We start from the raw sequence: 16,283 nt of genomic DNA on the forward strand, positions 1-16,283 counted from the left end.
GTACGTCGGGTGTCAGTGGCGCGGCGGCCAGGGAATCAACACGCTCGTTGTGCGGGCGTATTCGGCATAGTCGTCGCGCGTGGCACGCATATGGGCTTCGAGCATGGGAACGCCGGAGACCTTTACGAGCAGCCAGGCCATGGCCACCGGCGGCAACAGCGTGAGCCATGCCCACGGCGTGCCGATCGCCAACGGCACGTAGGCCAGCCAGTGCACGCATTCAAAGAAATAGTTGGGATGCCGCGAGTAGCGCCACAGCCCCACCCGGCAGGTCTTGCCCCGGCTGGCCGGGTCTGCAGCAAAGCGGCGTAACTGCCCGTCTGCCACGGCCTCGCCCGCCACCGCAATCAGCCACAGCGCCACGGCAACCGCCATGGCGAAAGCGCTGGGAGAATCCGGCCGGTAGCTCGGCACGGCAAACGCGATCGACAGGAACATCGACACCGCCGCCTGCAACTGGAAGAAACCAAACATGTTTCGCGATGCGGCCGGCCCCCACTCCTCACGCAACTTGCGGTAGCGCGCGTCTTCCGGCTTGCCGGCGTTGCGACGCCACAGGTGCCAGCCAAGGCGCGCACCCCACACCGCTCCGCCGGCCCCGACGAGCAAGCGTGCCGGCAATGAACCGGTGCTCAGCGCCGCGTAGAGCAACGCCACCACGCCCAGCGAGAACGCCCACACCGGGTCGACCATGCCGGCGTTCTTGCTGCGCAGCTGCCACGCCCACACGGCACTGAACACCGCCACCAGAAACACCAGCGCAACCAGTGCAACGCCGATCGCCGACATCGTCACCCCCGCTGCAGCAGAAACTGCGACACACCGATCCGGCCCTCGTCAAAGCCGGCCTCGCAGTAGGCGAAGTACAGGCGCCAGATGCGGATGAAGGGCTCGTCGAAGCCGAGTGCGCGCACGGTATCGAGCCGGGCTTCGAAACGCTGGCTCCAGCGGCGCAGTGTTTCTGCGTAGTCGCGGCCGAAGTCGAGCCGGTCGACCACACGAAAGCCGTGCTGTTCGGCCAGCCGGATGAAGCGTTCGCGGCTCGGCAACATGCCGCCGGGGAAGATGAACTGCTGGATGAAATCGGTGCCGGCGCGATAGCGCTCGAAGTGCGCTTCGTCGATGGTGATGCTCTGCACCAGCGCCCGCCCGCCATGCCGCAGGCAGCGCACCAGTGTCTGGAAGTAGGTCGACCAGTAAGCCTCGCCCACGGCCTCGAACATCTCGATGGACGCGATGGCGTCGTACGCACCATCCAGGTCCCGATAGTCGCGCAGATCCACACGGGCCCGTGGCTCGTCGGCCAGGCGCTCGGCCGTGTAGCGCCGCTGCTCTTCAGAGAGCGTGATGCCGTGCACATGCGCGCCGCGTGCACAGGCCATCTCCATCAGACCGCCCCATCCGCAGCCGATTTCCAGGACCTCCATGCCGGGCTCCACTCTCAGCAGGTCGCACACGCGCCGGTACTTCGCGGCTTGCGCCTCAGCAAGGCCATGCCGAAGATTGCCGTTGAACCAGGCCGACGAATACGCCATGCCCTCGTCCAGCCAGAGGCGATAGAAATCGTTACCCAGGTCGTAATGCAGATGGATATTGCGGCGGCTGCCTTTGCGGCTGTTCCGGCGCATCAGGTGGCGCAGGCGCAGGACGGAACGCGCCAACGCATTCCCGAAGATCGCCTGATCCAGCGTAGCGGCATTCACGATGGCCAGTCGCAGCAGGTTCGGGAGGTTGGCTGAGTCGATCCATCCGTCGCGATACGCCTCGGCGAAGCCCACGTCGCCGCTGCGCAGGATGCGTCCGCAGGCGCGCCAGTCGGTGATGCGCAGATCCGCCACGAGGGGCGATGCGGCATCGCCGATTCGCACATCGCCATCGGGCGTAACGAGGTGAAGGAAGCCGTGCCGCAACCGACCGGCCAGGGCGACGAACAGCCGGCCGGCCGCAGGAACATGAGGCGGCACCCAAGTCAGGGAGCGCGAGGCTGTCATCGGGAATTCTCCGGAGAAGATCTGTCGTGCGGGGCACGGCCAAAGAACGGCACGCCCTTGAACCACAGGCGCGCGGCTTGCCAATGGATGCGGCCGATGACCTGCAGTGCAAGCAAGGGCTGGCGCAGCAGCGCGCGCCGCAGGTGGGCGGCATCAAAAGGCTGCAGCCGGCCACCGATGGCGGTCTGCAGCAAGAGGCCGTCTTGGTCGTGATAATCGATACGCACCAACGCGGTTGCAGCGGTCTCCGTAAAGCGGAACCGGTAGCCGCCCTCGACCCGGCAGAACGGCGAGACATGCAGCTGCTTGCGGCACGTCAGCACGGTGTACGCGTCGATGGCTCCGCCGTCGTGCGCGCACAGCAGGTATCGATGGTGCTGCCCAAAGGTGTTGTTGACCTCGGCCAAGACCGCGCGCAGCGTGCCGGCCGCGTCGTGGCAATACCAGAACGAGACGGGGTTGAACATCCAGCCGGCAATGCGCGGAAAGGTCTGCAGCCAGACCTCGCCATCGGCAGGCAAACCCGCGCTGCGCAGTACGCCGCGTATCCACGTGAGCAGGTCCGTGCCGTCGCGCGGGCCGTAGTCACGCACGCGCAAGGACAACGGGCGGAGGCAGTCGACGCCGAACCACGCCCCCGTCAGGCGACCCAGCGCGGAGAGCTTCACGCGCACGGCAAACACCGGATAGACGAAGCGATTGGCGACCGGCCGCAGGCGACGGTGCATGACCTGGCCGACGAGAAGCTGGGCGTCGCCGTTCATGGCGCCACCTGTGCCCAGGCTGGCGCGCAGCCGAAATCCGACACCACGCGCAGGGCGGACTTCAGGCCATCTTCGTGGAATCCGTAGCCGGTCCAGGCACCCGCAAACCAGGTGCGGTCACGGCCTTGCAATGCCGGCAGGCGGGCCTGCGCGTCAATGGCCGGCTGATCAAACACCGGATGCTCGTATTCGAAGCGCCGATACTCAAGCTCGGGCGCGGGCGGCGCGGATGGATTGAGTGTGACCACCACGGGCGTCGACACCGGCAACGGCTGCAGCTGGTTCAGCAGGTAGCTGACGCACGGCGCGCTCGCCGTTGTACCGGCGTGGGGCGCATCCAGATAGTTCCACGCCGACCACACGCGCCGCCGACGCGGCAACAGGCGGGTATCCCGATGCAGGAATGCGGTGTTGGGCTGATACCGGAAAGCGCCCAACACGGCGCGTTCGTCGTCGGTGGCATCGTCGAGCAGCTGCAGCGTCTGCGGCGCATGCGTGGCGAGCACCACGGCGTCGTAGCGCTCGCTTCCCGCATCCGTACGGACATCGACATGGGCCTCTGCCCGGCGGATGCCTCGCACGGGCGTGGCGACACGCACATCGGCCAGCCGGCCGGCAATCGCCTGCACATAGCTGCGCGCACCGCCCTTGACGGTCCGCCAACGCGGCCGGTTGAAGACCTGCAGCAAGCCGTGGTTCAGACAGAACCGAAGGAACGTTTCGGCCGGAAACGCCAGGATCTCGCGGCTCGGCGTCGACCAGATGGCGGCGGCCATCGGCAGCAGATAGTGCGCGCAGAACGGCTCGCCATAGCGGCCGGCTGCCAGCAGCGTGCCGAGGCTGTGGCGTTCATTGCGCGCCACGGCCAGGTTGGCGTGCGCCTGGCGGTTGAAGCGCAGGATGTCGCTCAGCATCGACAGGAACCGCGCCGAGACCAGATTGCGCGGTTGCGCGAAGACCGTGCTGAGGCTGGTGCCGGCCCATTCCAGCGCCCCGCCGTCGACGGATACGCTGAACGACATGTCGCTCTCGCAATGCGCCACGCCCAGCTCGTCGAACAACGCAATCAGGTTCGGATACGTGCGCGCGTTGAACACGAGAAAACCGGTATCGACGCCAAAGACCCGCCCACCTTCTTCGATGTCGACCGTATTGGTATGTCCGCCAAGCCGAGGGGCCGCCTCGAACAGCGTCACGTCGTGCCGCTTCGCAAGGAAATGCGCGGCCGCCAGCCCCGAGATGCCCGAGCCGACCACGGCAATGCGCTTTGCAGGAAACTGAAGAATGTTCAAGGCGATGCCTCTTGGGGTGGCTGGGCGCTCATCCGCCGTGGCGGCCGGGCAGCAGCGCAAGAAACTCGCGCCGCAAGCTGGGATCGGTCAGGAACACGCCGCGCATCACGCTGCTCACCATGCGCGACCCGTCGTCTTTCGTGCCGCGCCAGTGCATGCAGTAGTGCTCGGCTTCCAGCACAACGGCCAGGCCGTCGGGCGCCATGCGGTCTTCCAGCAGATCGGCGATCTGCTTGATGGCTTCTTCCTGGATCTGCGGACGGCTCATGACCCAGTCGATCAGCCGGGCGTACTTGGATAGCCCGATCAATTGGGAGTCCTGGCGCGGCATGACGCCAACCCACGCGCGCCCCATCACCGGACACAGGTGGTGCGAGCAGGCGCTGCGCACCCGCAGCGGCCCGACCACCATCAGCTCGTTGAGCCGCTCCGCGTTCGGAAACGCCGTCACTTCGGGGGCTTCGACGTAGCGGCCGGCAAACACCTCGCGCACGAACATCTTGGCCACGCGGCGCGCGGTTTCCCGGCTGTTGTGGTCTTGCTCCACATCGATGACGAGCGCGCGCAGCACGGCCTGCAGGCGCTCCTCAACCTCTGCCTGGAGCAGATCGAGTTCGCCTTCGCGCAGGTAGGCGGCGATGTTGTCATTGGCGTGAAAGCGGTGGCCGGCGCTCATCAACCGCTCCCGAATCCGGACAGAAAGCGGCACGCTGCCAGCCGCCCCGGCAAATCCGGGCGGATCCAAAGTCAGTTTCATTGAAGTTGCCTCCGAAAATCGGCGGTGCACTCACCGCTCATGCCGCCTCAGAGGCGCCTACGAGCGAGGTGAATGGGGCGTATGCGCCCCTATACGCAGCTAACTCGCTGGTGGATTCAGCGTCTCGGCCCGAATGGCGAATTCCATCGCGTCTTCGAGCATCAAGCGGGCACGGTTCGCGACGTCCCCAAGGTGGCGGTGGAGCTGTTCATCGAGCGCAGACCGCACCGCGCAGCCGTCGCTGAAACGCTCGAACGCGTCGAGCTGGCGTATCAGCCCGACGAGGTGCCGTGGGCACTCGCAGGCAATCGTCTGCGATGCGTTGGCGAAGATCTCGAGCTGGCGGTCCGTAAACCTGCGCGCATTGCGCCGCAACGGTTCGAGCTTTCCGTAGACGGCATCCACGCGCACGAGCTGCGCCAGCTCCTGCAGGACTTGGTCGAGTTCAGCTTGCGCGTTGGGCTCCCGATACAGCCGCACGCCAGCCGCGCGCAGCATGTCGGTGGCGCGCACCGTGCCAAAGCTGTAGATCACGCCGACGGCACTGGCACCGCACCGGCGTGCCGCGGCCAAGACGGCTTCGGCCGTTTCCGGATGCAGGGACGCGGCCTCGACGATCAAGGCGTCTGTGCGTGGCGGAGGCTCCAGGTGTGTCTCGCCGTCGAGCGCGGGCAACTCGATGACGGGCTCGATGCCCAGTGAGGCAAGCGTGCTTTTTCTGCGCCGCACGCGTTCTGCGAGCACGGCGCCACAGACCACAAGTGAAATTGCAGCGGTGGACGGCGCGGGCCCCGGGGCCTCAGCGGCGCGGGCGTTTTCCAGCAGTTGTTCGAGTTCAGTGCTGTCGGCATGCGCAATGGCGCCGATCGCGTGGCCCTGGTTGACGAGCGCGCGCAGCAGTGCGAGGCGCCGGACGTCCTCGCTCGAATACAACCGTTGGCCGGACTCCGACTTGGTCGGTGAAATCACGCCATAGCGCTGCTCCCACACGCGCAGGGTGGATACAGGCATCTTGGCCATGCGGGCGGCCGTTCCGCTTCGGTACATCGGGGCCGCGTTGTCTTCTTGTGGCACGTGCGTCTCCATGCAAGAGCTGCTTTGCTGACATGAAACGCTGTACGGCCAACATCGTCAATGAAATGAAGCGCGTAACGCGCTTTTTGCACACGCATGAGTCGGATTTGAGTCGATATTCCGCGCCGCGCTCCCGCCGACCGCAGCGGCGGGAGCCATCCTCACATTACGAGGCGCGTGCCGTCAGCCACTGGCTGGGTGGCAGCGGCGCGCCGACAATCCGCATCTCCCCAAGACTGCCGAAAAAGCCATTGCCCATGCTGCCGCCGTACTGCGCGCAGCCGATGGCCATCTGCTGGTTGCTGGCCACGTAGCGGATGCCGTTCATCCCGCTGTTGTTGCGCAGGATGGGCGCGCCTTCCACGTACATCGTCGTGCTGCCCTTGCCGTCGTTGACGATGGCAACGTGCAGCCACTGCCCAGCCGACACACCACCGGACCAGCACGCCAGGTTCTCGGTGTTGTCGGTCGGGATCACCTCCCACTGGAACTCCATCAGGTTGGAAAACGCGAACATCGCCATCGTGTCGCCCTGGTCGACATCGCCCGGCCATGACACGCCGGTGGCTGCGCTGCGCGCGCCAAGTCGATACAGGATGCCCATCCACGCGTTGTTCTGCGCGGTCCAGGCCGAATCGATCTTCAGGAACGCCTCGATCGTGTAGCCGTTGGCAAACGTTTGTACGTTCAGCGGCGAAGCGGTATCGGTCGTGAAATACGAAGACCTCGTCTGGTTGGCGTTCTTGAACTGCAGACTGCCGGGCGCGGAAGACAGCGGGTGATGATCCTTCGACCAGACAAGGTCGCCCGGCTGACCTCCCATCCACGTGTTGAGCGAAATGGGGTTCGCGCCGGCCGTGGTATCGCCCGGCACGGAGGCATCCTTGATCTGGAATCCGGGCTGATACGGCGACAGCGCTTCGCCTTCGGCCGCAGCCGTGTTGTAGAAGCGCCAGTGCGCCAAGGTGTTCGGCACCACCGGGTAGTCGTTCGGGCCGGAGGCCGGCTTGCCCGCGTCCTGCGGCGGGTTGTGATAGTTCGCCAGGATCAGGCCCTTGGCGACGTCGGTCAGACTGCCCGACACCGAGCCGGCCGCCGCCTTGAAGCCGGGATTGAAACCGGCAAAGCGCTTGGCAAAATCGATGTCGATCGAGAAGTTCTGGTTGTCCGCCGTCAGCCACGCCGAATCGAACTGGTTCAGGCTCGCCTCCGGCTTGACCGGCACCCACGGCGAGAACGAACTGGCGACGATCCTGTTGTTCGTCAGATCGAATTCGAACAGGCGCATCAGGCCATTGCCGCCCATATACGCCATCTGATAATCGACGACCATGAAGATGACGTCGTTGCCGGCGGCATTCTTCTTCGTCATCTTGCAGGAGCCGTGATAGTGACCCGACACGGCCATGAAAATCTGGTCGTTATTCTTGATCAGCTTGTCCCACAGGTAGTTCGAATACGCCGTATCGACCGCCGTCACTGCATCCGGGCCAATGCCCGCAAGCTGGTGGCAAATCAGGATGACCGGAATGCCGGGGTTCTTTGCGATGACCGAATTGGCCCATGCAATCGCATCGTCGGAAGCGCGCCACGACATCGACAGCACGAGAAACTGATTCCCCTCCGCCTTGAAGACGTGGTACTCGTGAAAGCCCGAGCCGTGGCGGCCACCAAAGGTTGACTGCTGTTGGGCGCGCGCGGTCGGGAACACTTTCAGATACGGCTCCAGCAAGCCTTGGCGGTGGCTGCCGCCGTCCTGGTATCCGTCGGTGTTGTCGAAGCCGGAAACGCCGACGCCCCAGTCAGGCCCCCATTGCATTGACGAACCGATGGCGCCGACATCGTGGTTGCCGGCGCAAATCGAATAATTGCAGTTGGCTTTTTCCAGCACCTGCATTGCCTGGCTCGCCAGTTCCCATTCTTTGGTGACGGTGCCGTTGCTGAGTTGGCTGTTGCTCAGCAAATCGGTACTCGCGCTCCACGGCGCCGAACCTTCAGACGTGTAATACCAGGACTGATCGACAATATCGCCAAGATGGGTGGTAAAGGCCAGTTTCAGCGCTTTTGCATTCTGGGCAATCCATTGCGTTTGCGCTTTGAATGGATTGTCGAATTGCGGATTGATGGTCGGATAATTCTTTTGATACAACTCGCCCATTTTTGCGGATGCATAGCGCGGATAGAACTGCGTATCCGGCAACGCCGCCAACGTAAATGACGACACCAGCTTCGGCGTGGCCGTGCCGGTGCCCGGATCCCCCGAGCCAGGTGACGTGCCCGTGCCCGTTGAGCCGGAGCCCGTTGAGGCATCCGCTGAATCTCCACCACCGCATCCGCTCAGCAGGCCCGACAGGCCAACCGCCGACGAGGCCAGCATCATGCGCAGCAGTTGCCTGCGCTTCAGTTCAGGAACAGCGGCCAGATCATCCAGCGTCACCTCCAGTTGATCGACCCGACTTTTCATTGACATGGTTCTCTCCGTTACGTTTTTGGCTACCCAGAAGGCAAAGCGATTGCCGTCGCAATTCGCAGGGTTGGTCCAACGCTCGAAGGGAAATGGAAGTGATGCCGGAAAAGCGCAATTCTCATCGACACAGATCAACCGCGCTGAGCCTTTGAGAAACAACATTCTCAAAAAACCTCAGATAGCGAATGCGTTCGATGCTGTTTTTATTGCCTGCGATTCATGGATTGAATCGGTCGCATCGATTGGCATCCGCATGGTAGGAATCGCGTGTGACAAAGGCATTTCTTTAAGCCATGCACATCCAATCGCGACCGGTTTGAAACGCGATTCAACGCATAGAACCCAAGCGTCTATTTGGACGCTGCGTGCGAATGCCGGATGCCCGGCGCCATGCGCTTCGCCGGCACGCAGCGGCATCTTCAGGGATTGATGACACTGCAATCCTGCGGGTGCATCAACACCGTTTGCAGGCAGCGACAGTAGGCTCATACGGCGATCCGCCGGGCCGCCACAAGGCCATCGCCGCCCTCCGTCCCCCGCTGGTAGGGACCGGGAAAACCCGCCCTTGACCTCTAATATATCAATCCATAAATTCTGATATATCAAAAGACGTGCTGGGCTTCCGCAGCCTCCTGCCGGGTCGGCACGTCAAACAAAACCAAAACGAGGAGACCCAATGACAGCGCCCTTCCGCAACCGGCGGCGGCAGGCATCTGATGCCCGCGCCCCGCACAACCCGTCGAGACGTGCCTTTCTGAGCTATGGCGGGGCCGTGGTCGGCGGGGCGCTGGTGAGCGCCTGCGGCGGCGGTTCCGACGACGCGGCTGCACCAGTTGCCACCACGCCCACGGCGCCCGTGCAGGCAGACCCGATCTGGGGTGCTAACGGCCTGGCCACCAACATCATCTCGTCGCTGAAGGGCGTGGCGCAGAGTGCCTTCCCGGCAGTCGATTTCCAGGTTGAGGCGTTTGGCGCGCAGCCCTGCAGCGTGGTCGCACAAACAAGCCCGTACACCGATCCGACCAAGTCCCCCGTGAGTTCCGGCGCCGGCGCAACGCAAGCAGCAGGTGCATTCGACTCGCGCCCCGCCTTCCTGGCCGCCATTGCGGCATGCAACGCAGCCGGGGGCGGGCGCGTGGTCGTGCCTTCGGGCACGTGGTACTGCGCGGGGCCGATCGTGCTGCAGAGCAACGTCAACTTTCACCTGAGCGCCAACTGCACGATCTACTTCAGCGCCAATCCGGCGGATTACGCCAAGGATGGCCCGATCGATTGCGGTGCCAACGGCAAGCTGTACTACAGCCGCTGGCAAGCCGACGACTGCCTGAATTACGGCTCGCCCATCTACGCACGCAACGCCAGCAACATCGCGCTGACGGGCGAGGGGACGACCTCGGTGCTCAACGGCCAGGCCATGACGCCGTTTGCCGGCACGGGCAACACCAGCACGTGCTGGTGGACCTTCAAGGGCACCAACGGCGCCTATGGCTGTGCCAGCTCGAGCACGCCGTCGCAGGCTTACAGCAACCCGAACAACGTCGACTTGCAGACCGCAGTGCCGGGCATTCCGAGCGCGCTGTACACGCTGCTGACCAATCCGGCGACGCCCTGGCAGCAAGACCAGAACTACCTGCCCGCACTGTCCGAAGCCGGCGTCCCGGTGGAGAAGCGCATCTTCGGGCTTGGGCACTACCTGCGCCCCAGCATGGTGGAGTTCATCGGCTGCACCAACGTGCTGATGGAGAACTACCGCACGATCAACACGCCGTTCTGGCAGCACCATCCGGTGCACTGTACGAACGTGGCCATCCGTGGCGTAACGGTCGACAGCATCGGCCCCAACAACGACGGCTTCGACCCCGATGCCTGCAGCAACGTGCTGTGCGAAAACGTCACGTTCAACACGGGCGACGACTGCATCGCCATCAAGTCGGGCAAGAACCTCGACACCGGCTACGGCCCGGCGCAAGACCACGTCATCCAGAACTGCACGATGAACAGCGGCCACGGCGGCATCACGCTGGGCAGCGAAATGGGTGGCGGCGTGCAGAACATCTATGCACGCAACCTGGCGATGCTGAACCAGTTCTGGGCAACGAACTCGCTGAACATCGCCATCCGCATCAAGACGAACATGAACCGTGGCGGGTTCGTGAAGAACTTCTATGTGACCAACGTCAGCCTGCCCAACGGCGTGAACCTCACCGGCGCCGGCTATGGCAGCAAGATGCTGGCTGGCAGCCCGATCAACAGCACGGTGCCGCTGGGCGTGGTGACGGCGGCTGCGGCAAACCCCTCGGCGTCGCAAGGCGGCCTGATCACGTTCGACTGCGATTACCAGCCTGCTGCAGATGCCATCCGCACGCGGCCGGCCCTGGTACAGAACGTGAACATCTCCAACGTGACTGCGGGCAACGTCACCACGGGCGGCCTCACGGGCTCGTGTTTCCAGGCCATCGTTGCGCAGGGCCCCGTGGCGTTCGACTACAACGGCCCGCTGCCTGTGCCCACCGTTCCGCCCATCACCGGCGTCACGATCTCGAACTGCAACTTCGGCACGCCCACGGCGGCGGGCCCGGCAAGCGCCACCACGCCGGGACCGATCTACGCCTACAACGTGCACGACATCACGCTGCAGAACGTCGTGATCGGTGGACAGACCTTCAACACCACCGTGACCGACGCTCGCTGAGCAACCCGCCTCCTTCGCGCTCGGCTGGATCCACCGGCCGGCGCCTTTTTATTCCGACCCTGGTGCCCACCATCCATCATGAAACGCCCTATCGCAATCGCCCGTTCGTCCCTGCTGTTCGCCGCACTGCTGGCCGCCTTCGCAAGCGGCGCCGCGCAAGCACGCACCTTCCGTGTGGCCGACGTGCACGGCGACACCTATCCGACCAACATGGCCGTCAAGTTCATGGGAGAGGAAATCAAAAAGGCCACCGACGGCAAGGACTCCGTCAAGGTGTTCGGCAACAGCGCGCTGGGCTCGGAGAAAGACACCATCGACCAGGTGCGCATCGGCGCGATCGACATGGTGCGTGCCAACGGCGCGGCCTTCAACGAGATCGTCCCGGAATCGGTCATCCCCTCGCTGCCCTTCCTGTTCCGCGATATCGAGCACTTCCGCAAGGTGATGTACGGCCCGGTCGGCCAGAAGATTCTCGATGCGTTTGCTGCCAAGGGTTTCGTCGCGCTGACGTTCTATGAGAGCGGCGCGCGGTCGATCTACGCCAAGAAGGCGATCCACACGCCGGCCGACATGAAGGGCGTGAAAATCCGCGTGCAGCCGTCGGACCTGATGGTGGATGAGATCAAGGCCATGGGCGGCACGCCCACGCCGATGCCCTTCAGCGAGGTCTACACCGGCCTGAAGACGGGCCTGGTGGATGCGGCGGAAAACAACATCCCGTCGTATGAGGAAACCAAGCACTTTGAAGTCGCGCAGATCTACTCCGAAACGCAGCATGCGATGACGCCGGAAGTGCTGGTGTTCTCCAAGAAGATCTGGGACACGCTCACGCCGCAGGAGCAAGCCGCCATTCGCAAGGCCGCTGCAGATTCGGTGCCGTACTACGTGAAGCTCTGGACCGCGCGCGAGCAGGCCGCCACGGCCACCGTGACCAAGGGCAACGCCACCATCGTGCCGGCGTCGCAGGTCGACCGCGCCGCCTTCGTCAAGGCCATGCAGCCGCTCTGGACGAAGTACGAAACCACGCCGCAGATGAAGGACATCGTCAACGCGATCGTCGCCACCAAGTAAGCCTGCCTCACCGCTCAAGCGCAGGGCCGGCGTCTTTCCCGCGGGCCCCGCGCCGGGCAGGCTGCCGATGTGCGCCGTTGGTACACCGGCCACGCCTGCCCGCCTCCGATACCGCGCTCCCCCTCCAGGTTCAGCATGCAATCGATGTCTTTACTCAAACGCATCAACGATGCGTTTGCGCTTGTGCTCACGCTTGTGGCGGCGTCATGCCTGGCCACGCTGACCGTACTCGTCTTCTACGGCGTGGTCATGCGCTACGTCTTCAACAACGCGCCGGATTTTGTTGAGCCCATCGCCCTGCTCATGGTGGTGGCCATTGCCATGTTCGGGGCCGCGCTCAAGGTGCGCGAAGGCGGCCATATCGGCCTGGATTCCTTTGTGGAGCGCCTGCCTGCTGGTGGCAAGCGCGCCGCGCACGTGCTGCAGAAGCTGTGTCTGATCGCCTTTGCCGTGGTGATCTTCATCGGCTGCTTCGACATGGCCGAAACCACGTTCGGTGATCGCATTCCCATCCTCGGCCTGCCTGAAGCCGTCCGCTACTGGATTCCGATCGTGGCCAGTGTCGCCATCGCCCTATTCGCTCTCGAACGCCTGATCGGGCTGTTCGCGCAAGACGCAAGTTAAGTCACCATGGATCTCGCCATTCTCTCCGTCAGTTTTCTGGCGTTTCTTCTGCTGGGCGTACCGGTTTCGTTCGCGCTCGGCCTGTCATGCGTGCTGACGTATCTGCACGAAGGTCTGCCGGCGGCCACCGCCATGCAGTCGATGATCTCGGGCATGAACGCGTTCTCGTTCCTGGCCGTGCCGTTCTTCATTCTGTCGGGCGAGCTGATGCTGCACGGCGGCATCGCAGACCGCATCCTGCGCTTCGCGCAATCCCTCGTGGGGCACTTCCGCGGTGGCCTCGGCATGGCCAACGTGGTGGCCTGCACGCTGTTCGGCGGCGTGTCGGGTTCGCCCACCGCCGACACGTCGGCCATGGGCGGCGTGGTGATCCCGCTGATGAAGCGCGAAGGTTACAGCGCGGCCTACGCCGTGAACGTGACCACGCATGCCTCGCTGGCCGGGGCGCTCATGCCGACCTCAACCAACATGATCATCTACGCCTTTGCGGCGCAGGGCATCGTGGGTTCGCTCAACGGTCAGCAGGTGAGCGGCGTGTCGATTGGCGACCTGCTGTTCTCGGGGCTGCTGCCCGTGCTGTGGGTCATGGGCTTCGTGCTGATCGCCGCCTACTGGCAAGCCAAGCGCTACGGCTTCCCGCGCCGCGCCGACGGCTCGACCGAGCTGCCGGCCTTCCCCGGCTGGTTTGCCGTGGCACGCGCCTTTGTGGGCGCGGTACCGGGCCTGATGGTGATCGCGCTGATCCTGGTATGCGTGGCCATGGGCATTGCCACGGCCACCGAAGCCGCCGCCATCGCCGTCGCGTATTCGCTGTGCCTGACGGTGCTCGTCTATCGCTCCATGACGTGGAGCAAGTTCCGCCGCGCGCTCGCCCACGCCGCCAAGACCACGGGCGTGGTGCTGCTGCTGATTGCCGTGTCGAACATGCTGCGCTTCCAGATGGCCTACCTGGAGATCCCGGACGCCATCGAGCAGATGCTCACGCAGACCAGCGCCGCACCCTGGCTGATGCTGCTCTACATCAACATCCTGCAGGTCTTCCTGGGTACGTTCGTCGACATGGCGGCGCACATCCTGATCACCACGCCGCTGTTCCTGCCGATGGCCATGCACTGCGGCGTCGGCCCGGTGCAGTTCGGGATCATGCTGCTGCTGAACTGTTCGCTCGGCCTCGTGCATCCGCCCATCGGCTCGGTGCAGTTTGTCGGCTGCGCCATCGGGGAGGTCTCCATCGGTGAGACCACCAAGATCGCCTGGCCCTACTACCTCGCCATCTTCACCGCCATCAACGTGGTGACCTACGTGCCGTTCTTCTCGACCTGGCTGCCGAGCGTGATCAACGGGCATCCGGTGTTCTGAGCACAAACGCAATCCCCACGAATAACCAACATGCGGCCACGGCTGCGACATCAAGGAAGGAGTCATCATGAAGAGCCAGGTAGCCATCGCGGCAGCGATTGCACTCACAGGAGGCATCGCCGAATCGGCGTACGCGCAGAGCAGCGTCACGCTGTACGGCAACATCGACGTGTCGGTCGGGTATCAGAGCAACCAGACCTCGGTCGGCTCCACCTCGAACGGCCATTCGGTCGTGAAGCAGAACAGCGGCATCTGGTCGGGCAGCCGCTTCGGCTTCAAGGGCAACGAAGACCTGGGCGGCGGCAACAGCGCGCAGTTCGTGCTCGAAGAAGGCTTTAACGGCGACACGGGCTCGCAATCGGTCTCGGGGCTGATGTTCAATCGCCAGGCGTTCGTCGGCATTGCCAACCGCGACCTGGGCACCGTCACGCTGGGCCGTCAGTACACGGCGTATTTCTCGATCCTCGCCCCGTACAGCCCGATCAACTGGCTGACCGGCTTCTACGGCGCGCACCCCGGCGATATCGATTCGCTCGACACCAACTACCGCGTCAACAACTCCGTGGTGTACATGTCGCCCACGCTGGGCGGCGTGACGTTCAGCGGCTCGTACGGCATGGGCGAAACACCGGGCAGCGCGGGCAATGGGTCCACCTGGAGCTTTGCCGCGCGCTATGCCAACGGGCCGGTCGGCGTGGGGGCCGGCTTCATGCGCGTGAACAACTCCACGGTGGGCGGAGGCGCCTGGGGCGCGAACTCGGCGCTATCCAACAACGGCAGCCAGCCGGCCGTGTCCGCCATCAACGCCGGCTACCAGCTGGCGGCCGCACAGCAGCGCTTTGCGGTGCTGGGTTCGTACACGTTCTCGCCGGCATGGGACGTGTCGGTGTCGTACTCCAATGTGCAGTACATCCCAGGCCTGAACTCCAAGTTCGCCAGCGAGGCGATCTTCAATACCGGCGGCGCCGTGCTGCACTACAAAGCCACCCCGACGCTTGACTTGGCAGCCGGCTATTCGTACACGCGCGCCACCAAGGCCAACGGCATTGCCGATGCGGCGACGTATCACCAGTTCAACCTGTCGCAGTACTACAGCTTTTCGAAGCGCACGGGCCTGTACTTGCTGGAGGCGTACCAGAAGGCCAAGGGCAAGACGATCTCGCCCACGGGCAGCATCATCGATGCCACGGCGTCCATCGGCGACGGCCAGAACGGCGCACCCTCGGCAACCGGGTCGCAGCTGACCGTGGCTGTCGGCATGATTCACCGGTTCTGACCGGTTTGAGCGCCGGGCACAGCATCCACTTCGGACGCCGTGCCCGGGTTCACCTCTGTTCAAGCGCGCGGAGTTTGCCGCTATCATGGTGCCCGCGCCGCCCTTGGTCTCTGACCGCATCGAAACCTCAGGCTGCGCCGTTGCGATCCCTTCCACTTCCCCCCGAACTCGTTGCGAGCTGTATGACTTCGCGCCCTTTCCCCTCGTCGCGTGAGGACGAGGCCACCATGACCGCCTCTCGACGCGTGTACCTGAGCCTGCGTGAGCGGATTGTCGAGATGGAACTGCTGCCCGGAACGCGCATCGTCGAGAAGGATCTCGCAGAAGAATTCGGCACCAGCCGCACCCCCGTTCACGAGGCGGTCCAGCGGTTGGCCGAGGAAGGACTGATCGACGTCCAGGCCCGCGTCGGGACGTTCGTGTCGCGCATTCCGCTCAATACGCTGGAAGAAGCCATGCTCGTGCGCGGCGCGCTGGAGGTCGCCATCATCGAGAAGGCTGCCGAGCGCATGACGCCCGAAGGCATCCACAAGCTCAACGTCGTGCTGGAGCGGCAAGCCCAATGCGTGCGCGAGAGCAACCGGCGCGGCTTCTTCCGCACCGATGAAGCCTTTCACGCCACGCTGGCCGAGCTGTCGGGCTACCCCGGCGTCTGGCAGATCATCCTCGAAGTCAAAACGCAAATCGACCGCTACCGGCTGCTGACGCTGCCCCTGGAGGGCCGCATGACCGAGGTGCTGGCCGAGCACCGCGCGGTGATCGACGCCCTGGCTTCCAACAACCCGAAACGCGCCGTGCGCGCCATGCGCGAGCATCTGGACCACGTGCTGCCGGTGCTGGAAATCACGCGCCGGCTGCGGCCCGAATACTTCACCGTATAACCCTCGCCTTCACGCCGGTGCATTGGCCGGCAGAT

Annotated in this window: 14 protein-coding genes; 6 read left to right on the plus strand and 8 right to left on the minus strand. The window is 64.3% G+C overall.

Translation table 11 applies throughout. The features are described from left to right. Positions 1 to 12: 12 nt before the first annotated feature. From R2669_RS23660 to R2669_RS23695, 8 genes are all read right to left on the minus strand, one after another. Complete coding sequence (locus R2669_RS23660) at positions 13 to 789, minus strand: DUF1295 domain-containing protein (RefSeq protein WP_316902293.1); 777 nt, start codon at positions 787 to 789, stop codon at positions 13 to 15. A 2-nt stretch (positions 790 to 791) separates the two neighbouring features. Beyond that, positions 792 to 1,991 carry a class I SAM-dependent methyltransferase gene (locus R2669_RS23665; RefSeq protein ID WP_316902294.1) on the minus strand — a complete coding sequence of 400 codons (1,200 nt, stop codon included), beginning with the start codon at positions 1,989 to 1,991 and terminating at the stop codon, positions 792 to 794. After that, positions 1,988 to 2,755 (minus strand): DUF1365 domain-containing protein, encoded by a 768-nt coding sequence (locus tag R2669_RS23670; RefSeq protein ID WP_316902295.1) that lies wholly within the window; start codon positions 2,753 to 2,755, stop codon positions 1,988 to 1,990. The genes R2669_RS23665 and R2669_RS23670 overlap by 4 nt, the downstream gene beginning before the upstream one ends. Then, positions 2,752 to 4,047 carry an NAD(P)/FAD-dependent oxidoreductase gene (locus R2669_RS23675; protein ID WP_316902296.1) on the minus strand — a complete coding sequence of 432 codons (1,296 nt, stop codon included), beginning with the start codon at positions 4,045 to 4,047 and terminating at the stop codon, positions 2,752 to 2,754. The genes R2669_RS23670 and R2669_RS23675 overlap by 4 nt, the downstream gene beginning before the upstream one ends. 28 nt (positions 4,048 to 4,075) lie before the next feature. After that, positions 4,076 to 4,804 carry a GTP cyclohydrolase I gene (gene folE, locus R2669_RS23680; protein ID WP_147213935.1) on the minus strand — a complete coding sequence of 243 codons (729 nt, stop codon included), beginning with the start codon at positions 4,802 to 4,804 and terminating at the stop codon, positions 4,076 to 4,078. A 99-nt stretch (positions 4,805 to 4,903) separates the two neighbouring features. Further along, the gene (locus tag R2669_RS23685) at positions 4,904 to 5,878 is read right to left on the minus strand and encodes a MerR family transcriptional regulator (RefSeq protein WP_261796961.1); all 975 of its coding nucleotides are present in this window, start codon (positions 5,876 to 5,878) and stop codon (positions 4,904 to 4,906) included. A 166-nt stretch (positions 5,879 to 6,044) separates the two neighbouring features. After that, positions 6,045 to 8,348, minus strand: coding sequence for a LamG-like jellyroll fold domain-containing protein (locus tag R2669_RS23690; RefSeq protein WP_316902297.1), 2,304 nt, complete (start codon positions 8,346 to 8,348; stop codon positions 6,045 to 6,047). A gap of 171 nt (positions 8,349 to 8,519) precedes the next feature. Then, positions 8,520 to 8,834, minus strand: a complete 315-nt coding sequence (locus R2669_RS23695; protein ID WP_316902299.1) for a hypothetical protein — start codon at positions 8,832 to 8,834, stop codon at positions 8,520 to 8,522. A gap of 187 nt (positions 8,835 to 9,021) precedes the next feature. Between R2669_RS23695 and R2669_RS23700 the strand changes: the two genes are divergently transcribed. From R2669_RS23700 to R2669_RS23725, 6 genes are all read left to right on the plus strand, one after another. After that, positions 9,022 to 11,037 (plus strand): glycoside hydrolase family 28 protein, encoded by a 2,016-nt coding sequence (locus R2669_RS23700; protein ID WP_316902301.1) that lies wholly within the window; start codon positions 9,022 to 9,024, stop codon positions 11,035 to 11,037. 78 nt (positions 11,038 to 11,115) lie between these two features. Then, positions 11,116 to 12,108 carry a TRAP transporter substrate-binding protein gene (locus R2669_RS23705; RefSeq protein ID WP_147213931.1) on the plus strand — a complete coding sequence of 331 codons (993 nt, stop codon included), beginning with the start codon at positions 11,116 to 11,118 and terminating at the stop codon, positions 12,106 to 12,108. A gap of 135 nt (positions 12,109 to 12,243) precedes the next feature. Further along, positions 12,244 to 12,732 (plus strand): TRAP transporter small permease, encoded by a 489-nt coding sequence (locus tag R2669_RS23710; protein ID WP_316902304.1) that lies wholly within the window; start codon positions 12,244 to 12,246, stop codon positions 12,730 to 12,732. Positions 12,733 to 12,738: 6 nt separating this feature from the next. After that, a complete protein-coding gene (locus tag R2669_RS23715; RefSeq protein WP_316874397.1) occupies positions 12,739 to 14,091 on the plus strand; it encodes a TRAP transporter large permease in 1,353 nt (450 codons plus the stop codon). A 67-nt stretch (positions 14,092 to 14,158) separates the two neighbouring features. Beyond that, positions 14,159 to 15,367 (plus strand): porin, encoded by a 1,209-nt coding sequence (locus R2669_RS23720; protein WP_316902305.1) that lies wholly within the window; start codon positions 14,159 to 14,161, stop codon positions 15,365 to 15,367. A gap of 227 nt (positions 15,368 to 15,594) precedes the next feature. Beyond that, the gene (locus R2669_RS23725) at positions 15,595 to 16,248 is read left to right on the plus strand and encodes a GntR family transcriptional regulator (RefSeq protein ID WP_024541853.1); all 654 of its coding nucleotides are present in this window, start codon (positions 15,595 to 15,597) and stop codon (positions 16,246 to 16,248) included. Positions 16,249 to 16,283 lie beyond the last annotated feature (35 nt).

The organism is Ralstonia edaphi, assembly GCF_958350185.1.
Classification (GTDB): Bacteria; Pseudomonadota; Gammaproteobacteria; order Burkholderiales; family Burkholderiaceae; genus Ralstonia; species Ralstonia edaphi.